Origin of the sequence: Colwellia sp. KU-HH00111, from assembly GCF_040362745.1 — a bacterium.
Taxonomy (GTDB): domain Bacteria; phylum Pseudomonadota; class Gammaproteobacteria; order Enterobacterales; family Alteromonadaceae; genus Colwellia.
Map to the genome: position 1 here is coordinate 246,597 of NZ_BAABWO010000007.1, position 24,761 is coordinate 271,357.

A 24,761-nucleotide genomic window follows, 5' to 3' on the forward strand; every position below is an offset into this window, starting at 1 on the left:
TATCCTTTAGTTACTTAATTGTTGTAAGTTATTCATACGGATTACCAATCGATAGTTTAGCTAATATTTGTACTTCAAGCATCTCCATTTCGTTGGCATCAGTGTCGTTTATATGATCATATCCCAATAAATGCAAGCATCCATGTATGACCATGTGTGCCCAATGATCAAATAATGATTTGTTTTGGGCTTTAGCTTCTTGTTCAACGACTTGCGAACAAATAACTAAATCACCTAATAAATTAAGCTCAATTCCTTCAGGAACTTCAAAAGGAAAAGATAGCACATTGGTAGGTTTGTTTTTATGTCTATATTGTTTGTTAAGCTCTTGACTTTCATCAGTATTAACAAGGCGGATAGTTATCTCAAATGCTTGTTCAGTTACCGCTGATAGCGCGGTAGAAACCCATGTTTGAAAAAGCTCAAGCGATGGAGTGACGGCTGAGTCACAGGCATTTTGTAAATCAATGGTGTGTTTCATTAATCCTCATGGCTTAGTTGAGTATTAGCAGTTTGTTTTTGTCTATTTAATTTTTGCTCATAAGATTCATAAGCTTCGACTACTTTTGCTACAACAGGGTGTCGAACTACATCTTTCGCTTGGAAAAAGTTAAAACTAATACCATTAATGTTTTGTAACACTTCAATCGCATGGCGTAACCCTGAGCTTTGATGTCGAGGTAAATCAATCTGGGTGATATCACCGGTAATAACTGCACGAGAATTAAAGCCAATACGGGTTAGGAACATTTTCATTTGTTCCACTGTGGTGTTTTGGCTCTCATCTAGAATGATAAAGGCATCATTTAGGGTTCTTCCGCGCATATAAGCTAAAGGTGCAATTTCTATCATATTGCGCTCAATAAGCTTTTCTACACGCTCAAAACCTAACATTTCAAATAGTGCATCATATAAAGGCCTTAAGTAGGGATCTATTTTCTGTGATAAGTCGCCGGGTAAAAAGCCTAACTTTTCTCCTGCCTCTACTGCAGGACGAGTTAGTAAAATTCTGCGGACTTCTTGACGTTCTAGCGCATCAACTGCACAAGCCACAGCAAGGTAGGTTTTGCCTGTACCCGCAACACCAACGCCAAAACTAATGTCGTTGGTAATAATGTTTTGCACATAGGTTTGTTGGTTACCATTACGCGGTTTGACTATGCCACGTTTAGTTTTAATGGTTACCATTTTTTCATAGTTTGCGCCGAGTTCAGCCGTTTCTTTAGCACTAGCGCTAGTTATATCCGTGTTATCTTGTTCTAAAATATTTGCTTCAACAATACCAAGATGAACCATTTCACCGGTGATGATTTTACTTTGCCCTTTGACAGGTACTGTTTCGAGGTATAAATTTTTCAACAAATTAATAACTGCAACACAATGTATATCTTTGCCTAATACTTTGAACTGGTTACCACGATAGCTAATTTCTACCCCTAAACGTCGTTCAATGGTTTTTAGGTTATCATCCATTGGTCCACATAAATTTGCTTGTCGTTCATTATCAACAGGCTCTAGAGAAAGTTGATGTGTTTTTAATTTTTTTGCTGAAACAGTCAAAGTTTATCCCGTGTAAAGTAAAGCGTATTTAAGGTGTGTAAGTTCCAACACCTAAGTCGTCAATTTTATTGATAATTGATTTTGATGTTTTATGATGATTGTTGGCCAATATATCCGCAGGTGAGTGTGCTATGCGCAAGCCCATTTCGCTTTCTTGACGAACTAACTCACCGCGTAATGAATTAGCATAAACATCGGTAATTTTAACATCAACGAACTGACCTATAACAGAATGTGGTGCAACAAAATTAACGGTGCGGTTATTTTCAGTTTTTCCACGAAGCTCCATCGGGTTTTTCTTTGATGGCCCTTCAACTAAAATTCTTTGTTCGGTATTGAGCATTTGCCTGGCGATACGCAACGCTTGATGTGTGATTCTATCTTGTAATATTTGCAAACGTTGTTTTTTTGTTTCATCGCTAATATCATCAGGTAAATCAGCTGCGGGTGTGCCGGGACGAGCACTATAAATAAAGCTGAAACTTAGATCAAAGTTAACCGCTTCAATTAAATTCATAGTGTCCATAAAATCTTCATCGCTTTCACCAGGGAAACCAATAATAAAGTCAGATGACATACATAGCTCAGGACGGACTTTCTTTAACTTTCTGATTTGAGACTTGTACTCAATCGCAGTATGGCCACGTTTCATTTGCGTTAAAATGCGATCACAACCACTTTGTACAGGCAAGTGCAAATGGTTTACTAACTCGGGTACGTCGGCATAAGCTTCGATAATATCGTCAGTAAATTCAACGGGATGTGAGGTTGTATAACGAATACGATCAATGCCATCAATCGTTGCGACTAAACGCACTAAATCAGCAAATCGGCAGATACTACCATCGTGCATTTCACCACGATAGGCATTGACATTTTGACCCAGTAAATTGACCTCGCGTACCCCTTGTTCAGCTAGTTGTGCTATTTCATAAAGTACATCGTCTAGTGGGCGACTTACTTCTTCGCCGCGGGTATAAGGAACAACACAGAAAGAGCAATATTTGCTACAACCTTCCATAATGGAAACAAAAGCACTAGGCCCATCTGCTACCGGATCAGGTAAACGGTCAAATTTTTCAATTTCAGGGAAGCTTACGTCAACTATTGGGCTAGCATTGCGCTTTAATTGATTTAGCATTTCAGGTAAACGATGTAATGTTTGTGGGCCGAAAACCATATCAACAAAAGGTGCGCGTTGACGAATGGCATCACCTTCTTGTGAAGCAACACAGCCACCAACTCCAATCACTAGATCAGGTTTATGATCTTTCAATTTTTTCCAACGGCCAAGTTGATGAAAAACTTTTTCTTGCGCTTTTTCGCGAATAGAACAAGTGTTTAGCAGAATAAAATCGGCTTCTTCTGCTTCTTGTGCTAGTTCAAAACCATGAGTTGAGTCTAATAATTCGGCCATTTTTTGCGAGTCGTACTCGTTCATTTGACAGCCCCAAGTTTTGATATATAGCTTTTTACTCATTTACTTTACTCTTGCGCATTGATTTAATAATGATAATCGACCAAAAACCTTAACGGAAGCTGCACTTTAGTTGAGGAGTCGATAAAAGGAGGCGTATTTTAGCTTAAATAGATCAGGATTTCGAGCTTGCTGATACTTGTTTTAAGGGAATTTGAGTTTCATATAGTATTGGCAGGCTTAAAACGAGTTGGTTACCCTTGCCTTGTTTATTTAAAGGTAGCGAAAGTATTTTTATATTTATAGGCTTAACAGCTTCACTTGGTTACAATAACCGTTATTAGGTCTGATTTGAATTAGTACAATATGAAACATTTTGATTGTGTTGTTATCGGTGGGGGCATGGTTGGTGCAGCGAGTGCGCTAACATTGGCCCAGTTAGGTTTAACCGTTGGTTTAGTTGAGCAAAGTGAGCCTAAAAGCTATAACGATGAACAACCTTTCGATTTACGTGTTTCTGCTATTTCGTTAGCGTCTCAATACCTCTTGGAGCAAATTAATGCGTGGTCGCAAATTGTTCAATGGCGTGCTTGTCCCTATAAACGTCTAGGCGTATGGGAGCAAGCGTATGCTTATGTAGAGTTTAATGCCGATGATATTAAGCAAAAGCACTTAGGGCATATTGTTGAAAACCGTTTATTGCAACTGTCGTTATGGCAACAAATTAAACTGCAAAGTAATATAGAAACTTTTTGCCCAGAACGTTTGCTTTCACTCAGTCAAAATGAAGATAAAGCAACATTGGTGTTAGAACAAAGCACTTTAACGGCTAAACTTGTTGTCGCTGCAGATGGCGCTAATTCTATTGTAAGGCAGTTTGCTAATATTGGCATCACAGCATGGGATTATCCGCAATCAGCAATGTTGGTTAATATTAAAACGCAACTGCCTCAGCAAGATATTACCTGGCAGCAATATTTACCCTCTGGGCCTTTGGCTTTTCTGCCATTAGCTAAAGCGCATACTGTGGCTAACAAAGAGGGAAAGAATATTGAACAAGCTGGCTACGGGTCTTTAGTTTGGTATCACAAGCGTGATGAAATTAAACGCTTATCAGCACTGTCAAATCAACAATTACAACAAGCAATATTAGCCGTATTTCCTAAACGATTAGGTGAAATTGAGGTATTGGCTAAAGCGGCTTTTCCATTAACGCGCTGTCATGCCAATACTTACCACAATAATCGAGTTTTATTGCTTGGTGATGCAGCACACACCATTAACCCAATGGCTGGTCAAGGTGTGAATTTAGGGTTCAAAGATGTTAAAGCCTTGCAAGTCATTATTGCTAGTGCCATTGCTCAAGGTGAGTGTTGGCATGATCAGAGCGTGTTAAAACGATACGAGGCAATGAGACGAAACGATAATTTATTGATGCAATCAACTATGGATGCTTTATACCATGCATTTAGCCATCCATCACCACTGGTTAAAACCTTACGCAATGCAAGTTTATTCGCTGTAAATAAGTTACCTATACTTAGCACAACAATAAGAAATAAAGCCTTAGCGTATGCTTGTGGCTTATAAATAGTAAACATCAGTTTTAAAAACTAGTGGCTTAAGTAGTACTTAGTTTGCTCCGCACTTGCTAGGGCGTTTGTTATTGGGCAGGCCATACGTTGTTTAGGCATACCTGCTTCCATAAATACAGCGCCGACAGGTGAAAAATTCTGCTCGATAAAATAACTGACATTGTCGAGAGGGCTATAGATATAGACCTCATCTAAAGCGAGATCTTTTGCCACCCGAAACAAACCTTGCATGATGATTTTATCAATGCCGGCACCCCTGAACTCCATCAGAACGGCAATCCGACTAATTTCACCAGCGCAAGAAATACGACCAGTGGCAATAGGCGTTTGAGAATGATCATCACAAACTAACATATGAAAAGCTGAGTTGTCAGTACGATCGAACTCAATATTTTTTGGAATACGACGTTCACAAATAAAGACTTTTTCTCGAACATCTTTTAATAAGGATTCGGCTTCTTGCCAAGGAACTCTACAAACACTATAAGACATTAGACTCAACCATTCCTGTCATTGTTTAACGTTACATAAATTTAGCACACAAGATTTTTGCCACTTAATTTATGAGTTTGGTAAGACGATTATACGAACAGTTTTTTTTATTGCTTTCATTGTGAAAATCGTAACACTACTTTAAACGTAGTTAAGGTTTTATTGTTTTTCAAACAATAAATGTATTTTAAGTGAAAAAATTAACCTTCTTAACATAAAAAAGAAGACCGACGTCTTCTTTTTTATTTATCATCAATGAACTAGCTAGAAAAAATTAATTTTTTCTAGCAATAAAATTATTTTAATTCATCAATAAATGATACTGCGCGGCCGATATAACTTGCAGGTGTTAATAAGCATAATTCTGCTTTGACGGCATCAGGTAACTCAAGGTTATTAATAAAGGTACGCATAGACTCACCATCCACACGTTTACCTCGCGTAAGTTCTTTAAGTTTTTCGTATGGTTTTTCAATGCCATAACGACGCATAACTGTTTGAACAGGCTCAGCTAATACTTCCCAGTTGCTATCTAGTTCTTTGGCAAGGTTTTCTTCATTCACTTCGAGTTTACTGATCCCTTTTAATGTGGATTGGTAGGCTATAACTGCATGGCCAAAACCAACACCTAAGTTACGTAATACGGTTGAATCAGTTAGATCACGTTGCCAGCGAGAAATAGGCAATTTTTGAGCAAGGTGATTGAAAATTGCGTTTGCGATACCTAAGTTACCTTCTGAGTTTTCAAAATCTATCGGGTTAACTTTATGTGGCATCGTTGATGAACCAATTTCGCCCGCAATAGTTTTTTGTTTAAAGTGACCCAGCGCGATGTAGCCCCAAACATCACGATCAAAATCTATTAGGATCGTGTTGAAACGAGCAACGGCATCGAATAACTCAGCAATGTAATCATGAGGCTCAATTTGTGTGGTAAATGCATTCCATGTCAAGCCTAATGAGTTAACAAACTCATTAGCAAATTGATGCCAGTTTACTTCAGGGTAAGCGCTCAGGTGGGCATTATAATTACCTACAGCACCATTAATTTTGCCTAAAAGTTCCACCGCTTCAATTTGCTGACGTTGACGCTGTAGACGCACATATACGTTGGCCATTTCTTTACCTAAGGTACTTGGTGAAGCAGGTTGACCATGAGTACGACACATCATTGGAATAGCTTTATATGCTATGGCTAGGTTTTTAATTTGTAGAAGGATTTCATCAATTGCAGGTAGTAATACTTGTTCACGGCACTCTTTTAACATTAACGCATGAGAAAGGTTATTAATATCCTCAGATGTACAAGCAAAGTGAATAAATTCAGTCACTGCATTCAATTCGGCATTATCAGCAATTTTTTCTTTTAAGAAATATTCTACGGCTTTTACATCGTGATTAGTTGTTGCTTCAATTTTTTTAATGCGTAGTGCATCTTGTTCATTAAAATCGCTAACAATTGTATCTAAAGCTTTATTAGCGGCATCACTAAATACAGGAACTTCATCAATAGCAGTGGTTGCACTTAATTTTTGTAACCAACGCACTTCAACCGTTACACGGTATTTGGTTAACCCAAACTCACTAAAGATAGGACGTAAGTCACTTGTTTTATTGCCATACCTGCCATCAACTGGCGATATTGCGGTTAATGCTGAAAGTTCCATAATGTGTTCCTAGGTAAAATTAATGTCAAAAAATATTGGTTAAAATGTCTACTTATAATAAAAACGATTACAGCGTATTTAAAAGCTGTTCAGCATTTTTTACTATTTTGCTGCGGTTAAATAATATGTTTCTTCGTTTACCGCCAACTTGTCGCCACAAAACAGCAGCACGAATGCCAGCTAGTAATAGCGCTCTTATTTTGTGCTGATTATTGGTTTGTTTTAATATATTAGGCTCGCCAGTGACCTGAATAGGTGAGCCTAATGGGCTAATGATATCGCTATAGGTGCTAGCAAAACTAGAAATTAAGGTTTCGCTAGTAATTTGATAATGATCAAGCTGTCTTTTACTTGCTTCGATACGTTCGCCGAGTTGAGCTAATTTTTTCGGCTGTTTTGCTAATTTACGTTCGAGGTTGATTAAACTGATGATATAGCGAGTTAGTTCGGGATCTTTGGCTTGATTACCTCGGGCCGAACTTTTAGAAGAGTCACCTAAATGGCCGAGCAATAATTTAAGCCCAGCTTTTAAATTTATTAGTTCACCACCATAGACACTTAGCGTGTTTACGGGTGATGTTTGCGTGATGCTATTAAGCAAAGTTGCAAGATCATGCTCATCAATTTGGCCAGTACGAGACACCTGTTGTACTAATTGTGCTACCTGACAAATCGCTGCAAAAGTTATCGTTTGATCATTCATTTATCGTATTAATTTCTTATCTATGGGGTTATTTAATTTAGGGATAATAGTTTACTTTAACGAATTATTAGCGAATAAGGGTATTGATAATACCTCCCCCAAGACAAACGTCTCCTTGATAAAATACCACTGATTGTCCAGGAGTCACTGAGCTTTGCGGTTGCTCAAAATCTACTTGGTATTCTGATGTGTTTTCACTGGTCCCAGTATTTACAAGCGTTACAGTACAGGCAACGTCTTCTTGACGATAACGGGTTTTGACGGTGCATTTTAAGGGAGCCGATAATGGTTGTCTATTAACCCAGTGCAATTGATTGGCAATTAAGCCTTTAGAAAACAGACGTGGGTGGTTATGGCCTTGACCAACAATCAGTACATTACGCAATAAATCTTTTTCTACGACGTACCAAGGTTCTTCTGATGAATTTGCTAAACCACCTATGCGCAACCCTTTGCGTTGTCCTAAGGTGTGATACATTAAACCATCATGATGACCTACAGCTTCACCTTCTGCAGACTCAATAACACCCGGTTGGGCAGGTAAGTATTGGCCTAAAAAGTCTTTGAATTTTCGCTCGCCGATAAAACATATGCCGGTGCTGTCTTTTTTATTATGTGTTACCAAGCCTGCTTTTTCAGCTATAGCACGTACTTGGGGCTTTTCTATATTCCCTACTGGAAACAAGGTATGAGATAATTGTTTCTCATCCAAGGTATATAAAAAATAGCTTTGATCCTTGTTATTATCCAAACCTCTTACCATAGTCCAGTGACCATCAGTAAATCGACGCTGAACATAGTGACCTGTCGCAATATAATCAGCGCCTAAATCTTCACAAGCAAACTCTAAAAATGCTTTGAATTTTATTTCTTTATTGCACATGATATCAGGGTTTGGTGTTCGACCAGCTTTATACTCGGCTAAAAAATACTCGAACACATTATCCCAGTATTCGGTCGCGAAATTAATCGTATGTAATTTAATTTCCAACTTGTCACAAATAGCTTGTGCGTCTTGTAAATCTTGGGCGGCTGCACAATATTCATCGGTGTCGTCTTCTTCCCAATTCTTCATGAACAAGCCTTCAACTTGATAACCTTGCTCTTTTAATAAATAAGCTGAAACAGAAGAATCGACACCACCAGACATACCCACGATAACTTTGGTGTTGCGTGGTACTTGTTGCGATGTTGTTTGGCTTGGATTTTGACGCTCAATAGACATGAAAAACTCTTGGTCTTAAAAAATTAAGGTACTTTACTTATAGGTACTTATATATAAGGTACTTACAAAGCACTAGATAAAAAGGCGCAGAATTATACCACGCCCCTTTCTTTGGTTAAATAGCCATCTCATTCAATTATTTTATATGAGCCATTATTAATGTTATTTAGACTCCACTGACCGATTGAATAGCGGATTAAACGCAGAGTTGGAAAACCTATATGCGCGGTCATGCGACGCACTTGGCGATTACGGCCTTCTTTAATTGTTATTTCAAGCCATGTTGTAGGAATGTTAATCCGTTCTCTTATTGGGGGATCTCTTGGCCATATTTTAGGTTGCTTTATTTGTTTTACTTTGGCGGGTAGCGTCATGCCATCTTTTAACCGCACGCCATTGCGTAGCTCGCTTAGTTCAGCCTCGGTAGGACTACCTTCAACTTGAACCCAGTAAGTTTTAGCCGTTTTTTTTTGTGGGTTAGCTAGTTTATGCTGTAATTTTCCATCATTAGTTAGTAGCAGTAATCCTTCACTGTCTTTATCTAATCGACCCGCGGCGTAAATACCTTCAATCGGAATGAAGTGTTTTAACGTTTGCCGCTGTTTCCCCCCTTGATGCTTTTCATCAGTGAATTGACATAAAACATCAAAAGGTTTATTGAAAAGCACAATTTTTCGCTTTTCTTTTTCTGGTCGTACCTCTTTAAAAGGCTTAGCTCTATGTCTTGTTTTATCTTTGCTGCTGTTCATTTTAGTCTTATATTAAGTATCAAAAAGCAATTAGTGCTTATACTCAGCTATATTAATATGATGTGAATTATTATAATATAGCGCGCGAAAAATAAATGTTAAATCTGAATTTGTATTGTGGATTAGCTAATCTTGGCTAATCAATTCAAGTTAAATAAGTAGGAAGCTCATGAGCACTAATAACTCAAAAATTATTTATACAATTACTGATGAGGCGCCAGCCTTAGCAACGTACTCTTTATTACCTATTATTCAAGCTTATACCAAATCTTCTGGTATTGATGTTGAAACTCGTGACATTTCCTTAGCTGGGCGTATTTTAGCAAACTTTCCCAAATATTTAACCAAAGAACAACGAATAGCCGATGCTTTAGCTGAGCTAGGTGACATGGTGACTAGTCCAGATGCTAATATTATCAAGCTTCCTAATATTAGTGCCTCAGTTCCTCAGTTACATGCAGCGATTAAAGAATTACAAGCAAAAGGTTTTGCCGTACCTAATTACCCTGAAGAGCCGCAAAATGAAGCTGAAAAATCGATAAAGTATACCTACGATAAAATTAAAGGGAGCGCTGTAAACCCTGTGCTTCGTGAAGGTAACTCAGATAGACGCGCGCCAAGTTCAGTTAAACAATATGCACAAAAGAATCCTCATTCAATGGGCGCATGGTCAAGTGATTCAAAATCTCATGTAGCAAGTATGTCTGGCGGTGATTTTTATGCCTCTGAGCAATCAACCACTATTAACTATGCAACAAATGCGAGAATTGAATTTGTTGCACAAGATGGCTCTGTCAAAGTACTGAAAGATAACTTACCGTTATTGACAGGTGAAATTATCGATGCATCGGTATTAAGTAAATCTGCATTGGTTGAGTTTTACCAACAAGCAATTGAAGATGCTAAAAATGACGATGTTTTATTATCGTTGCATTTAAAAGCAACCATGATGAAGGTATCTGATCCCGTTATTTTTGGTTATGCTGTTAAAGTGTTTTATGCGGATGTTTTCGAAAAACATGCCCAAATATTTGAACAACTTGGTGTTGATGCGAACAATGGTATTGGTGATGTTTATAGTAAAATTTCACGTTTACCATCAGATAAAAAAGCGGAAATTGAAGCGGATCTAGCGGCTGTTTTTGCTAATCGCCCTGAACTTGCGATGGTTGATTCTGATAACGGCATTACTAATTTACATGTTCCAAGCGATGTTATCGTGGATGCTTCAATGCCAGCAGCATTGCGTTCATCTGGGCAAATGTGGGGACCTGATGGCCAGTTAAAAGATACCAAAGCAATGATCCCTGATAGATGTTACGCAGGTGTTTATCAGGCAGTATTTGATTTTTGTAAAGAGCATGGTGCATTTGACCCAACGACAATGGGGACAGTACCTAATGTTGGCTTAATGGCACAAAAAGCGGAAGAGTATGGCTCTCATGACAAAACGTTTGTGATGGATGCTGTGGGAACTATGCGCGTTATTGATTCATTAGGAACCACTTTACTTGAGCATGAAGTTGAAAGTGGTGATTTATGGCGTATGTGTCAAGCGAAGGACTTACCCATTCAAGATTGGGTGAAATTAGCGATTACACGTGCAAAAGCTTCGGGCATGCCAGCGGTATTCTGGTTAGATGAAAATCGCGCCCATGACAGAGAAATGATCAAAAAAGTTAACGCTTACTTAGCGAATTATGATACCAGCGATTTATCGATTAAAATACTTAATCCAGTTGACGCTTGTCAATTCACGTTAGCGCGAATTGCCAAAGGAGAGGATACTATTTCTGTTACCGGTAATGTATTGCGTGATTACTTAACTGATTTATTCCCTATTTTAGAGCTGGGAACCAGTGCCAAAATGCTTTCTATTGTTCCGTTAATGAATGGCGGGGGGCTTTTTGAAACGGGTGCCGGTGGTAGTGCTCCCAAACATGTACAACAGTTTGAAAAAGAAAACCATTTGCGCTGGGATTCTCTAGGTGAATTCTTGGCACTTGCAGCCTCGTTGGAACATTTGAGCGTTTCAACAGGTAACGCAAAGGCACAAGTATTAGCTGATACCTTAGATCAAGCTACGGGTGAGTTTTTAGATGAAAACAAATCACCATCACGCAGAGTCGGTGAGTTAGACAACCGTGGTAGCCATTTCTACTTAGCAATGTATTGGGCTAAAGCATTAGCACAACAAACCAGTGATGGTGAGTTAAAAGCATGCTTTACTGGCGTTGCACAAGCGTTTAGCAAACAAGAAGAGAAAATTGTCGCAGAGTTAAATGATGCCCAAGGTCCAGCAATGGAGATTGACGGTTATTATTTTGCTGACCCAAGTAAAGCAGAAAAGGCTATGCGCCCTAGTGAAACGCTAAATACTATTTTATCGGCACTGCTATAAGCCCACTTTATTAACTTCATATAGTTTTACCTAAAGTATTATTGAGCCCCGACAAATAATTATTGCGGGGCTTTTTTTTGCTAAATTTTTGTGTTTTCATATAAAAACTGTGTTTTGACTTCGCATAGTATATAATCCGCAACCTTATTTTTTGTTTTGTGGTTTAGGTGATGTATGAGTGTTGATTCAATTGGCTTGTCGGCCGATTTATTAAAGGCAGTTAAAGCATGTGGTTATAAAAACTTGACGCCAATTCAACAACAAGCGATCCCAATTATTCGCTCTGGTGCTGACTTGTTAGCTAGTGCCCAAACCGGTACTGGAAAGACAGCAGCCTATAGCTTACCTGTTTTAGATGTGTTGGTTGCCTCCTCTTCTACTCAATCACCTGAAGAGCAAAGCGGGCAAAATATCAAGGTGCTTGTGCTTACACCTACGCGTGAGTTAGCAGCTCAAGTGACCGAAAATATGAAGGCATATAGTCAGTTTTTGCCTGTGAAAGTTGGTGTGGTTTATGGTGGCGGTAAAATGGCATCACAAACAAATTTGTTAAAACGAGGGTTGGATGTTTTAGTGGCCACTCCAGGGCGATTACTTGAACATTTAACCCTGCGGAATGTTAACCTGTCACAAGTAAAATATCTTATTTTAGATGAAGCCGATCGCATGCTCGATATGGGATTTTTGGCAGATATAGAAAAACTTTCCTTAGCGATGAAACAAAAACATCAAACGTTAATGTTTTCAGCAACCTATTCAAACAAAGTAAAATCTTTAGCGACTCAATTGTTATCAACGCCAAAAATTTTAGGTGTATCAAAACAAAACTCTACTTCAGGAAAAGTTAAACAGTCGGTTTATTGGGTGAGTGAAGCAAGAAAGCGAGAGTTATTGTCAGAGTTAATTGGTGTTAATAATTGGCAGCAAGTATTAGTATTTGCCGGCACCAAAGAAAGTGCCAACGAACTTGCTAATGAGTTAAAGCTTGATGGCATAAAAGCAACACTTTGTCATGGAGATAAAACCCAAGGTGCGCGAAATAAAGCATTGAGTGACTTTACTGAAGGCAAGGTAAGAGTGCTAGTGGCTACTGATGTCGCAGCGCGTGGTTTAGATATTGAAAACTTAGCTTATGTTGTTAATTTCCATTTGCCATTTTTAGCGGAAGATTATGTTCATCGTGTTGGTCGAACTGGAAGAGCCGGAAAGTCAGGTACGGCAATTTCTTTAGTTAGCCCAAAAGATGAACGTTTTTTAGAGAATATTGAAACCTTGATAGGGCGTCATTTTGAACGAATCATTATGCCGGGTTATGAATTACAACAAGATGAAATTTTTGAGCAGCAAAAAATTAGTGAAAAGCGTGCCAGTAAAAATCGTTACCGTGCTAATCAAGAAAAAAATCAAAGTGTTGCTAAAAAGAAGCAAGCTTCAGCTAATAAAAAATATAATGCCAAAATAAAAAAGAAACGCTAGGTTTTCTTTTTTATTAAACAAGACTAAAGCGTTTTGACATATTCATTTTTTGACGGTAAAGCGCTTGGTCTGCGCGCTCAAATAAAGAGTGCTCGTTATCTGCTCTGTTCATAAAGGTTGTACCTAAACTGCAGCCTACCTGATATTTGGCTAATAAAGGGTTACTTGTTAATTGCTTATCAAGACGACTGCGGATCACATCTAATGCGTATTCACTGGCATTTTCAACAATAATTGCAAACTCATCACCACCAAACCTAAAGATACTGTCTGAATCGCGAACACAGGCTCTTAAAACCTGAGCGAATTGGACTAAAACTTGGTCGCCGACACTGTGACCATAAGTGTCGTTAATCGCTTTAAATTTGTTTAAGTCCCCTAAAACTAGACCAACATGAGCATGATGCCTATTAGCATTATGCATGGCTCGCTTAAGTTGTTCATCAAAATATCTACGGTTGCCTAAGCCTGTTAAGCTATCCTGCATCGCCAGTTGCATTGCTTGATGATATTGCAGTGCATTTTTTAGAGGGTAGAGTATAATTTGATGTATACGTTGTAAGTCTTTGAAATGATGCATACTGATAGGCTTATTAATGCTGTAACTGATAGTACCAATAAATTCATCATTGAGCTTTAATTCAAATTGACGTTCATGTTTTGATTTTCGGCTGCCTCGCAGTGTTTTACTGACCAATGGACTTTTAAAGTACAGACCTGAAAATTTGATATAACGAGCAGCTTCCATAGAAAAAATATCAAACAACTTATCTAAATCAAGTGTTGTTTGAAGTTGCTCAAGCAAGCTTGCACGGCTGTTGTTAGCAGTAATACTGTTTGCCAATGCATTGTATGTATCAAGTGTGGAAGTCGTATTATCAAGTATATTCAAGGTTTGCATACTTGTGTCTCTTTGTCGGCTTTGTTGTCAATGTATGTAAATAAGCAAAAAACGTTCCAAACAGAAAGTATTGTGTTTTAGGGAAATAAAGCTTTTTTTATTTTATATAACTATTTGATTATTCGTTTATTTATTGACAGTATTAACAAAAGATTTTTTAGGTTGTTCTGAAAAACTAAAGAGTCATTAACTTGACGGCAATAATTTGCCGTGTGGCAATGATGCCATCAACCTTTAAGGAGAGTATGTGAACAGTCATCTTGAAATACTTGCCATTTTATCTAGCGCAGTTTTGATTGTCTGGGTTTTTCGTCGTTTGAAGTTACCCGCTATTCTCGCTTACTTAGTAGCTGGCATGCTGGTCGGTGAGCATGGTTTAAATTTAGCACAAGACCAAGTTGATTATGATCACTTTGCAGAGCTTGGGATTGTATTCTTATTGTTTACTTTAGGGTTAGAATTTTCCTTACCTAGACTCATGGCGATGCGTCATTTAGTGTTAGCCGTTGGCAGCTTGCAAGTGGGCATTTCGCTGTTGATTTTTATGGTTGCCAGTATGTATTTCGGGCTGAGTTTTGAAGCATCATTTGTGGTTGGTAGCATTCTCGCCTTATCGTCTACCGCGATTGTTATTCGTCAGTTGAGTGAAAGCGGGGCGATGAAACGAAAATCGGGGCAACTTTCTGTTGCTATTCTTTTATTTCAAGACGTGGCGGTAGTACCACTATTAATCATTATTCCAATGTTAGCATTAGATGATGGGACGTCTATGACATGGGCGTTAACTGTTGCCATATTCAAAGGCGTAGTAGTGGTTACTCTGTTATTGTTTATTGGCAAATGGTTGTTGCCGAAAGTTTTTAATATAGTTGCAAGTGTGAGAACAGATGAACTCTTTGTTTTAACAACGTTACTAGTGACTTTGCTAGCATCTGCGCTGACACAATGGTTTGGTTTGTCAATGGCACTTGGTGCATTCTTAGCAGGGATGATGTTAGGTGAAAGTGAATACAAACACCAATTAGAAGCAGATATAAGACCCTACCGTGATATTTTATTGGGGTTGTTTTTTGTCACCGTTGGTATGAAGTTAGATGTTGGCTTGTTATTGTCGTCGCCACTCGATTTACTAGCACTAATGCTGAGTTTTATGTTAATTAAAGTGATGGTAGTCAGAGTGCTGGCTAGCCGGGCTGGTGAGTCAACTAAGGATGCGTGGGCTGCTGGTTTAATGCTAGCTCAAATGGGAGAATTTGGCTTTGTACTGATTGCACTTGCCAACCAAGTAGCTCTATTACCTAGTGATGTTTCCTCCATGTTACTGGGAGCAGGGGTCATTAGTATGGCCATTACTCCTTATATGATCGATCATGCACGTTCATGGTCACTATTTTTGAGTCAGGAAAAATCTCCCCAAACAACTGATTTAGAGCACCTGCCAGATAATAAAGACTTAAATGATCATGTGATTATTTGTGGTTTTGGCCGAGTAGGGCAAACAGTCAGTCGGTTTTTAAAACAGGAGTCTATTGATTTTGTTGCCATAGATATTGATCCCTTACGTACTCGTAAAGCACGTGAGGCAGGTGAAAATGTGTTGTTTGGCTCTTCAAGACAAACAGAGTTACTTAATGCCGCGCATTTATCACAAGCAAAATTAGTGGTGATTGCTTTTGGTGAAGATAAACAGTCTGCTGAGGTTGTACAAAAGGTTAGGACATTATCTCCTAAGGTGCCTATTTTGGTGCGCACACGTAACGATGACCATTTAGAAATGCTACATGATGCAGGCGCAAATGAAGTGGTTCCAGAAAGCCTTGAAGGTAGCTTGATGTTAGTTTCACAAGTACTGTCATTAACGGGGGTCCCTTTTTCAAGAATTATGCGTTGTGTACAAGCTGAACGTAAAAACCACTACAACCATTTACATGGTTTTTTCCAAGGAGAGCATACTGATATGAGCTCTCAAGCAATTGACAGAATTGAATTTGCCCACGCAATTTTAATTAACACCAACTCATATGGTTGCGGTAGAACCATTGGCTCATTAAAGCTTGATAAAAGGCGTGTTAATGTAGTTGCCCTAAAGCGGGCGGGTAATGAAATAGAATTACCCGCTGAAAATACATTATTGCAAGCTCAGGATACTTTAATCGTTCGCGGCAAACCAAGGCGAGTTGAAAGAGCTGAGTGTTTTGTACAAGAAGGGAGGTAGTTATTCATAGGCTACTTTTTTACCATCAACCCAAGTTTGTAATACCTTAGTTTTCCATATTATTGAAGGATCGACGTTAAAAATATCTTGGTCAATTAAGATAAAGTCAGCTTTTTTATTTTTACTTAAAGAGCCTATAATTTGCCCTTGATGTGCAGCATAAGCAGCTTGGGTGGTAAAGGTTTTAAAGGCTTGTTTTATTGATAGTGATTCCTCAGGAAACCAGCCAGATTCAGGTTGGTTTTTATGATCTTGTCTAGTGACGCTGGCATGTATACCAAAGAAAGGATTGGCTGATTCAATAGGAAAGTCAGAGCCACCAGCAATAATAGCATTGGCTTGAGTTAGTTTTTGCCAAGCATAAGCACCTAATATCCTTTCTCTACCTAACCTATCTTGTGCCATATTTTTATCGCTGGTTGCATGTGTTGCTTGCATCGAGGCTATAACACCAAGTTTGGCAAAGCGAGGTATATCTTTTAATTGCAGAATTTGTGCGTGTTCGACTCTGTGTCGCAAGTGTTTGGTTTTGGTGTCAGCGATATAATGTTGATAAAGATCTAACACTATTTTATTGGCATTATCACCAATTGCGTGGGTATTTACTTGAAAACCTGCTTTCATTGCAGTGTGCATCAACAAAGCTAAGGTTTTTGGATCATAAAGCAATAGACCCTTATGCTCTGCTAGATCTGAGTATTCTTTGATTAATGCCGCTCCTCGGCTGCCTAGCGCGCCATCGGCAGATATTTTTACACTGTTAATGTTAAACTTATCATCGACAGTTTTAAACCAACCTTGTGCTAATAAAGCGTTAAGTTTGCTGTCATTAATATCAATCATTGCATTTACTCTAATAGGCATATTGCCTTCGTCGGCTAAGGCTTTATAGGCGGCAATATTAGTATGATCAATTCCTGCATCATGAACAGAAGTTAGCCCGAATTTTGCTAGGGCTTTCATTGAGGTAACTAAGGCTGATTTCAATGCTTGGTTAGACAGTGGAGGTATTTTATCAGTGATCAAGTTCATGGCATTATCGATAAAAACCCCTGTTGGCTCACCGTTTTCGTCTTTGATTATTTCACCACCATCGGGTGAAACAGAAGTGCGGTCAATACCGGCTAATTGCATTGCTTTTGAATTTGCCCAACCCGCATGACCATCAATTCTATTAAACCAGATAGGGGTGTTCTTGAAATACTCATCAAGTGAGACTGCTTTTGGGTATTGCTGATCTTCCCATAATACCTGATTCCAACCTCGTCCAAGCAGCCATTGTGACTTATTGTTACTGCCCTGAAATTTTATTGCACGTTGAACCGCTGCTTGCTCAGATACAACACCATTTAGATTAACTTGCATTAAACTTAAGCCATAAGATAGTACATGGCCATGGGCATCTATTAAACCTGGTAAAAGCGTTTTACCATGGCCATCTATGATGTGTATATTATTTGATGGTAGTGTTTTGTTATCAGAAAAAAGCTGGTCAATTTTATCATCAGTAAATTGTATCGCAGAAAACTGTATTAATTGTCCTGTATCGTTAATGGTATACCCATTAATATTTTTTATTAGCGTAGTTTGAGCAAAGGCAGAAAAATGAAATAGGGCTAAAAGAGCAAGGCAAAGGATGTTTTTCATTGTTATTGTCAAATTAGTAAAAGGAAGTAATTGATAATAAATAGTTAATCATATTTCGCAAGCTTTTTTACCCTAGATATTCACTGGGGATAAGTTTAAAAAGTGTCTTATTTTATTTTCTTGCTTCATCGCATCCTCAAAACCCAATTTTATCAGCTCACTACAAAAGTTTTTTTCAAATAACAGATAGCTAATGATACTTGATTCAGAGTCATTACTAATGCCTGCGCTTCTTAATAACAACCTTACAGGTAGAGAGAGTTCTTGGTAATGATTTAAGGCGATAGCATTAAAATCATGGCTGGGATTGATAATAAAGCTATCGATGTGCTTTAAACCTTCCATGTTTTGCTGCTTGCTGTTAGGTATCAACTTTAATGTTTCATTAATACGAGCCATCCGCTCTAAATCACTACTCATGGTATCTGCAAAAATAGAATCTAATAAATGGCCGGCAATTGTCGCCCCCGTAGGCGGGTGAGGATTGTTCTCATTACTATGTAAAGGCTCCTTAGGTTGCTCTACACCAATGACAAAAATACGTTTTGCCCCCAAATGAATCGCAGGGCTTAAGGGCGAAAGTTGATGAACAGAGCCATCACCAAAGTGGTGGTTTTTTATTTTAACTGATGGAAATACCAATGGAATGGCGGAGGATGCCATTAAATGCTCATTATTAAGTTGCATTGGCAGTCCACAACGTTTTGCACGTTGCCACGGCTTAATATGATCGTTAGCTTGAAAAAAACTGATAGAATTTCCGGTACTATAACTGGATGCGGTTACCGAAACTGCGGATAAGTAACCACGTAAAATATTATTATCTATACGTTTAAAATTCATTACCGAGTTTAATAACTGCCTAAGTGGTGCATTATTAAGCAAACTATGGGGTGATTTATTGGCATAATCAGCTTGAAAACTGGCAAGTACACCGCTTGCTATATGACCAAATACGCGCGAGGTGTCATTATGATAAATTTTACTGGTATTTAAATTTTTCCAAACCCATTCTAGTTTTTTTACACCTAGCTGAAAGCAAGAGGCATAGCAACCTAACGCGGTGGTGTTAATTGCACCGGCGGAAGTACCGCAAAGAATAGGGAAGGGGGTTGCGTGATTTCTAGGGACAAATTTAGCTATGGCTGAAAGTACGCCAACTTGATAGGCGGCTCTAGCACCACCGCCTGTTAATACTAGGGCATTATTACTGGCAACATAATTACATCTTCTAGTCATAGATTATTGTTATACCATTAATCTGTTTGATATTTTTTTTATAGTTGATTTAAGTGTAAGTGGTTTTAGAGTTAACTGCTAGTTTCAATTGAAATACAGATGAAAAAAAGCCAGCGATTAAGCTGGCTTTTTAAATGACATAGAATTATTAACAATTAATCTTCTACTTATTACTGTTTTAGCCTAAAAGGATAAAAAAGAGTTAAGCAGCATGCCTAGCTGAAAATAATTTATTAGCTGCTAACGCGTTCGTTTGCAGCATCAATCAATGGTTTCGATCCAGTTTGTAACGCAGCTAAGTTATCAGAAACAACTTTCTTTGGTAATTTACGAATTATCAAAGAACCTGTTTCTACAGAACCGCTATTCGATGCAAACTCTAATATGTTCTTGCCATTACACTGAATACCGTCGAAGATACGACGAATTTTTAATTTATTCGTCTTTAAAAATGAACGCATGCGTTTCTTGTCGTCAGCAGCAACATACTCACATATACTTTGCGCAATGTCAGCAGCGTGTGCTTTAGGCGTCGATACAACAGACGTTAATGTTAAAACAGTGATGGTAGAAGCTATTAATAATTTTTTCATTTTAGTAACCTTTTATATAAATGGATTATTAAAAGAAAAAACCACGGGATGTACCTATTAACGAGGTGACTCCGCTGCCGTAGATTTTCTAACATTAGAAAACCCCTTAGGCCGGTGGTTTTGCGTAACACACTTTCGTGGGGTTTGCCTTTTCTTTGTCAACTTTAAGTATCGCTAATTTTTGCTTAAAAAGCAAATATAATATAACTATTTGTAATTTAAGTTTTTAGTTAGAGTACAATCGATTGAGCAATCAGCTTTGCTCAGAGTTTGCGCTTTATTGTTACAAACGATAGACAAAAAATTTAGTTTAAGCGATTGAAGTATTATTGTATAAACAGGCACTACAAGTGCCTGTTTTTTTTGAAGATGAGCAGAAGGTAGTTAGAATTGCATTTCAGGAACAGTATCACCAACAATCAGTTCACCCTCAGTTAATTGAATAATCTCTTCAACTGAAACACCTGGAGCTCGCTCTAATAAATGAAATTTTCCGTCTTTAATTTCAATAAATGCTAAGTCGGTCAGTACTTTTTTTATACAACCTTTGCCGGTGAGTGGTAAGGAGCAATTAGTCAAAAGTTTGGACACGCCATGCTTAGACGCATGTGTCATAGTGACAATAATATTATCAGCACCTGCAACTAAATCCATTGCACCACCCATGCCTTTAATCAGTTTGCCAGGGATCATGTAAGATGCGATATTGCCATTTACATCAACTTCGAACGCGCCTAGTACGGTTAAATCAACATGACCACCACGGATCATCGCAAAAGATTCTGCTGAATCAAAAATTGATGCACCGGTTGCCATAGTTACTGTTTGTTTACCGGCATTGATTAAATCTGCATCAATTTCATCTTCGGTTGGGAATTGCCCCATGCCTAACAGGCCATTTTCTGATTGCAACATGACCTCCATATTCTCAGGCACATAATTAGCAACAAGGGTTGGAATTCCTATGCCCAAATTTACGTAATAACCGTCCTGAAGCTCTTGTGCAACACGTTGGGCAATCTGTTCTCTTGTTAAAGCCATTATTTTTCTCCTTGTGTTGTCAATGGGCGGGTATCAGCAGGTCGGATAGTACGTTGTTCGATACGTTTTTCAAAAGTGCCTAAAATAATGCGATTAACATAGATGCCAGGGGTGTGAATTTGATCCGGGTCTAGCTGACCGGGTTCAACAATTTCTTCAACCTCAACAACGGTAATTTTACCCGCTGTCGCTGCCATTGGGTTAAAGTTTCGCGCCGTTTTTCTAAACACTAAATTGCCGTATCTATCAGCTTTCCATGCTTTAACAATAGCAAAGTCGCCGACAATAGATTCTTCTAGGATATAATTACGACCATTAAACTGTCGTTCTTCTTTACCTTCTGCGACAGGTGTACCGTAACCAGTGGCAGTAAAGAACGCAGGTATTCCTGCGCCACCAGCACGCATTTTTTCTGCCAGCGTGCCTTGTGGCGTTAATTCTACATCCAGTTCGCCCGCCATCATTTGACGTTCAAACTCAGCATTTTCTCCAACATATGAGGCGATAATTTTCTTTATTTGACGGTCTGGTAATAAAATACCTAAGCCAAAGTCATCTACACCACAGTTATTCGATACTAAGGTTAAGCCTTTAGTACCTTTTCGTTTTATTTCAGCAATTAAATTTTCGGGGATGCCACACAAACCAAAACCGCCGGCAATTACTGTCATATTATCTGTAAGCCCTGCCATGGCTTCTTCGTAGCTTGAGACTACTTTGTCAAATCCTGCCATTATTTTCTCCTCAATGTTTGCTTTTATTTGTTATACATCACTATGCATATAAAGTGTTATGAACATTTTTTTGCAAGGTAAGCATTGGATACTTTCGAAATAGGCGTTTTACCTAGCTTTTCACTAATAAACCAGCCTGCTTCAAGTAGTCGCTCAAAGTCAATTGCAGTATTAATACCTAAACCATTAAGCATGTACACCACATCTTCTGTGGCAACGTTACCTGATGCGCCCTTAGCATAAGGGCAGCCACCTAATCCGGCAATAGCACTATCGACTACCTTTATACCCATTTGTAGTGCAGCGTAAATATTGGTTAACGCTTGTCCGTAGGTATCATGAAAGTGTACCGCTAACTTACTTGTTGGCACGCGTGCGCTTACGGCTTGTATCATTTTAGTTACGTTGGCAGGGGTGCCAACACCAATGGTATCGCCAAGTGATATTTCATAGCAGCCCATTTGGTATAATTGTTCAGCGACTTTTGCTACTTGTTCAGGTGCAATATCGCCTTCATACGGACAACCTAAAACACAAGAAACATAGCCTCTGACTTTGATTTTTGCATTCCTAGCTGCGTCCATAATAGGCGCAAACCGAGCAATGCTCTGTTCAATTGAACAATTGATGTTTTTTTGACTAAAACTTTCTGAAGCGGCACCAAAAATAGCCACTTCATCTGCATTCACTGCTATCGCACCTTCAAAACCACGCATGTTGGGAGTTAAGGCTGCATAAGTAACACCGGCTTTACGATTAAGTTTTTGAAATACTTCAGTTGACGTAGCCATTTGTGGCACCCATTTAGGTGAAACGAAACTACCACTTTCAATATAGCTGACACCTGCGGTGCTAAGTTTTTCGATTAATGCGATTTTATCTTGTGCACTGATCGGAGTTACTTCATTTTGTAGCCCATCACGTGGGCCAACTTCAACTATCTTTACCTGTTCAGGAAGAAGGGGAAGTGAAATGTCATTCATACTTTCTACCTTAAGACGCATCGTCTGCATTTAACTGTTGAGAAAAAGCGAGTAATTCAGCGCCACCGTCAACCATTTCACCTGCTTGGAAGAATATCTCATTAACTATGCCGTCACTCGGAGCTTTAATAGTGTGCTCCATTTTCATGGCTTCCATAATCACTAGGGGTTGATCTTTACTGACGTTTTCGCCTCGGCTTACTAAGACACTCACCATGGTGCCATTCATGGGGGCGGTCAAACCTCCATGGCCATCGTCACTTTCATGCTGTCCACAATCTGGCAGAATATGGCTGAAATTAAAGACACCGTTTTCTCTATAAATACTGATGTGGTTTTCATTGCAGCTAATAGTGGCTTGGCTACGATGACCATTGATATTTACCACAATAATGTCATTAGTCATTGTGCCTTGGCAGTCAAATTGCTCGCCATTAATATTAATCAAGTAGTAAGTATCACTTGCGTGTCTTTTTTGTTCAACTTCAACGGTATAATGAGTTTCGTTATGAGCGAGCACCAAAGTGTGGGTATGGGCTTCATTTAAACGCCAAGCATCAGCATTGTGCCAAGGTGAATATGGATCTGTACTTTGCAGGGCGTTTTGTTGTGCTTTTTTCTTATTAGACAACACTAAAAATAAAGCGGCTATAGGTAATTCGTTTTTTAACACTTGTTGAGTATCATGAAAAATTACCTCATGGTTTTTCTCAATAAAACCGGTATCAATATCTTCTTCAATAAAAGGTTTTGATGTGGCTAAATTATATAAAAAGTCAATATTGGTCGTTACGCCATTAATGCGGTATTCAGTCAGGGCTTTAGTTAAGCGTTTTAAGGCTTTTTCACGGCTTTCATCCCATACAATTAACTTGGCAATCATAGGGTCGTAATAAACACTTACTTCGTCACCTTGTCGTACGCCAGTATCAATTCGCACATGCTCACTTTCAATTGGTGTTTGTAATAAAGTTAATTTACCCGTTGCAGGTAAAAAATCATTATTGGCATCTTCAGCATAAATTCGTGCTTCAAAGGCGTGACCATTGAGTACGAGTTGTTGTTGAGTTTTTGGTAATTTTTCACCGGCAGCAACACGCAATTGCCATTCAACTAAATCTTGGCCACTGATTAACTCGGTAACAGGGTGTTCTACTTGTAGGCGTGTGTTCATCTCCATAAAATAGAATGAACCATCAAAGTCTAGTAAGAATTCAACGGTACCAGCACCTTGGTAACCAATTGCTTGAGCAGATTTTATTGCTGACTCACCCATTTGAGCGCGTAACTCTTCACTCATACCAAATGCTGGGGCTTCTTCGATTACTTTTTGGTGGCGACGCTGTACTGAGCAATCGCGTTCAAATAAGTACACTGCATTATCATGATTATCACAAAACACTTGAATTTCAACATGGCGAGGTTGAGTTAAGTATTTTTCTACTAACATAGTATCGTCACCAAAGGATGACATTGCCTCACGCTTGGCAGCAGCTAAACCCTCTTCAAATTCTTGCTCGCTCCATACTTGTCGCATGCCTTTACCACCGCCACCTGCGGTTGCTTTTAATAATACAGGGTATCCCATATCATCTGCCGCTTTTTTTATGATAGTGCTTGATTGGTCATCACCATGATAGCCAGGCACTAATGGCACATTTGCTTTTTCCATGATGTTTTTAGCCGCTGATTTTGAGCCCATAGCTTCAATAGCCGCAACTGGCGGGCCAATAAAGGTAATGTTATTGGCCGCACAAGCTCGACAAAAGTCAGCATTTTCAGATAAGAACCCATAGCCAGGGTGGATAGCTTGAGCACCGGTTTTTATCGCTGCAGCTATGACTTTGTCACCTAAAAGATAACTTTCACGTGAAGGTGAAGGGCCAATGTAAATTGCTTCGTCTGCCATATGAACATGCAAGGCATCTTTATCAGCATCAGAGTATACCGCCACTGTTAATACACCCATTCTCTTGGCTGTTTTCATAATGCGGCAGGCTATTTCGCCACGGTTAGCAATTAATATTTTATTAAACATTTTTTACCCTTATTTATTCAAGGTTTAGTGACTTTATGGTTTAGGTGTTTGGTTTATCTATCGGTTTCCCAATGGAAAACCATTG

Annotated in this window: 20 protein-coding genes and 1 riboswitch; of the genes, 4 read left to right on the forward strand and 16 right to left on the reverse strand. The window is 38.7% G+C overall.

Translation table 11 applies throughout. The annotated features are described in order from the left end of the window. Positions 1-28 precede the first annotated feature (28 nt). Genes ybeY through miaB form a run of 3 tightly spaced genes read right to left on the reverse strand, consistent with a single transcriptional unit; the run spans position 29 to position 3,040 of the window. Complete coding sequence (ybeY, locus tag ABXG98_RS14300) at positions 29-481, reverse strand: rRNA maturation RNase YbeY (RefSeq protein WP_353539365.1); 453 nt, start codon at positions 479-481, stop codon at positions 29-31. After that, positions 481-1,560, reverse strand: coding sequence for a PhoH family protein (locus ABXG98_RS14305; protein WP_502901564.1), 1,080 nt, complete (start codon positions 1,558-1,560; stop codon positions 481-483). The genes ybeY and ABXG98_RS14305 overlap by 1 nt, the downstream gene beginning before the upstream one ends. Before the next feature lie 28 nt (positions 1,561-1,588). Further along, entirely contained in the window at positions 1,589-3,040 is a 1,452-nt protein-coding gene (gene miaB, locus ABXG98_RS14310) for a tRNA (N6-isopentenyl adenosine(37)-C2)-methylthiotransferase MiaB (protein WP_353539366.1), read from the reverse strand. 303 nt (positions 3,041-3,343) lie between these two features. Here miaB and ABXG98_RS14315 point away from each other — a divergent pair, with 303 nt between their 5' ends. Then, complete coding sequence (locus ABXG98_RS14315; RefSeq protein WP_353539367.1) at positions 3,344-4,567, forward strand: FAD-dependent monooxygenase; 1,224 nt, start codon at positions 3,344-3,346, stop codon at positions 4,565-4,567. A gap of 23 nt (positions 4,568-4,590) precedes the next feature. Here the strand turns inward: ABXG98_RS14315 and ABXG98_RS14320 are convergent, their stop codons facing one another. The 5 genes from ABXG98_RS14320 to ABXG98_RS14340 all read right to left on the reverse strand — a co-directional run bounded on the left by ABXG98_RS14320 (position 4,591) and on the right by ABXG98_RS14340 (position 9,408). After that, complete coding sequence (locus ABXG98_RS14320) at positions 4,591-5,064, reverse strand: GNAT family N-acetyltransferase (protein ID WP_353539368.1); 474 nt, start codon at positions 5,062-5,064, stop codon at positions 4,591-4,593. Positions 5,065-5,360: 296 nt separating this feature from the next. Next, positions 5,361-6,731, reverse strand: coding sequence for an adenylosuccinate lyase (gene purB, locus ABXG98_RS14325; RefSeq protein ID WP_353539369.1), 1,371 nt, complete (start codon positions 6,729-6,731; stop codon positions 5,361-5,363). A gap of 67 nt (positions 6,732-6,798) precedes the next feature. Next, entirely contained in the window at positions 6,799-7,434 is a 636-nt protein-coding gene (gene hflD / locus ABXG98_RS14330; RefSeq protein WP_353539370.1) for a high frequency lysogenization protein HflD, read from the reverse strand. Positions 7,435-7,501: 67 nt separating this feature from the next. After that, positions 7,502-8,659 (reverse strand): tRNA 2-thiouridine(34) synthase MnmA, encoded by a 1,158-nt coding sequence (gene mnmA, locus ABXG98_RS14335; protein ID WP_353539371.1) that lies wholly within the window; start codon positions 8,657-8,659, stop codon positions 7,502-7,504. 128 nt (positions 8,660-8,787) lie between these two features. Continuing rightward, positions 8,788-9,408, reverse strand: coding sequence for a pseudouridine synthase (locus ABXG98_RS14340; protein WP_353539372.1), 621 nt, complete (start codon positions 9,406-9,408; stop codon positions 8,788-8,790). Between the two features lie 169 nt (positions 9,409-9,577). Between ABXG98_RS14340 and ABXG98_RS14345 the strand changes: the two genes are divergently transcribed. Together ABXG98_RS14345 and ABXG98_RS14350 are read left to right on the forward strand one after the other, a co-directional pair. Beyond that, positions 9,578-11,809 (forward strand): NADP-dependent isocitrate dehydrogenase, encoded by a 2,232-nt coding sequence (locus ABXG98_RS14345; RefSeq protein WP_353539373.1) that lies wholly within the window; start codon positions 9,578-9,580, stop codon positions 11,807-11,809. 174 nt (positions 11,810-11,983) lie between these two features. Next, positions 11,984-13,285, forward strand: a complete 1,302-nt coding sequence (locus tag ABXG98_RS14350) for a DEAD/DEAH box helicase (protein ID WP_353539374.1) — start codon at positions 11,984-11,986, stop codon at positions 13,283-13,285. Positions 13,286-13,298: 13 nt separating this feature from the next. Here the strand turns inward: ABXG98_RS14350 and ABXG98_RS14355 are convergent, their stop codons facing one another. Further along, positions 13,299-14,186, reverse strand: a complete 888-nt coding sequence (locus ABXG98_RS14355; protein ID WP_353539375.1) for a GGDEF domain-containing protein — start codon at positions 14,184-14,186, stop codon at positions 13,299-13,301. 247 nt (positions 14,187-14,433) lie between these two features. Here ABXG98_RS14355 and ABXG98_RS14360 point away from each other — a divergent pair, with 247 nt between their 5' ends. Beyond that, the gene (locus ABXG98_RS14360) at positions 14,434-16,401 is read left to right on the forward strand and encodes a monovalent cation:proton antiporter family protein (protein WP_353539376.1); all 1,968 of its coding nucleotides are present in this window, start codon (positions 14,434-14,436) and stop codon (positions 16,399-16,401) included. Here ABXG98_RS14360 and ABXG98_RS14365 read toward each other — a convergent pair whose 3' ends face one another. The 7 genes from ABXG98_RS14365 to ABXG98_RS14395 form a co-directional block, all read right to left on the reverse strand. Then, positions 16,402-18,048: an amidohydrolase gene (locus tag ABXG98_RS14365; protein WP_353539377.1), complete on the reverse strand. Its 1,647-nt coding sequence runs from the start codon at positions 18,046-18,048 to the stop codon at positions 16,402-16,404. A gap of 72 nt (positions 18,049-18,120) precedes the next feature. Next, positions 18,121-19,287, reverse strand: coding sequence for a patatin-like phospholipase family protein (locus tag ABXG98_RS14370; RefSeq protein ID WP_353539378.1), 1,167 nt, complete (start codon positions 19,285-19,287; stop codon positions 18,121-18,123). A gap of 233 nt (positions 19,288-19,520) precedes the next feature. After that, positions 19,521-19,880 (reverse strand): DUF3718 domain-containing protein, encoded by a 360-nt coding sequence (locus tag ABXG98_RS14375; protein ID WP_353539379.1) that lies wholly within the window; start codon positions 19,878-19,880, stop codon positions 19,521-19,523. Positions 19,881-19,941: 61 nt separating this feature from the next. Continuing rightward, a riboswitch (cyclic di-GMP riboswitch) is annotated at positions 19,942-20,039 on the reverse strand. Positions 20,040-20,264: 225 nt separating this feature from the next. Beyond that, positions 20,265-20,921: a 3-oxoacid CoA-transferase subunit B gene (locus ABXG98_RS14380; protein WP_353539380.1), complete on the reverse strand. Its 657-nt coding sequence runs from the start codon at positions 20,919-20,921 to the stop codon at positions 20,265-20,267. After that, entirely contained in the window at positions 20,921-21,655 is a 735-nt protein-coding gene (locus ABXG98_RS14385; RefSeq protein ID WP_353539381.1) for a CoA transferase subunit A, read from the reverse strand. The genes ABXG98_RS14380 and ABXG98_RS14385 overlap by 1 nt, the downstream gene beginning before the upstream one ends. A gap of 56 nt (positions 21,656-21,711) precedes the next feature. Beyond that, a complete protein-coding gene (locus ABXG98_RS14390) occupies positions 21,712-22,638 on the reverse strand; it encodes a hydroxymethylglutaryl-CoA lyase (protein WP_353539382.1) in 927 nt (308 codons plus the stop codon). 10 nt (positions 22,639-22,648) lie between these two features. Next, a complete protein-coding gene (locus ABXG98_RS14395) occupies positions 22,649-24,676 on the reverse strand; it encodes an acetyl/propionyl/methylcrotonyl-CoA carboxylase subunit alpha (RefSeq protein ID WP_353539383.1) in 2,028 nt (675 codons plus the stop codon). Positions 24,677-24,761: the final 85 nt, after the last annotated feature.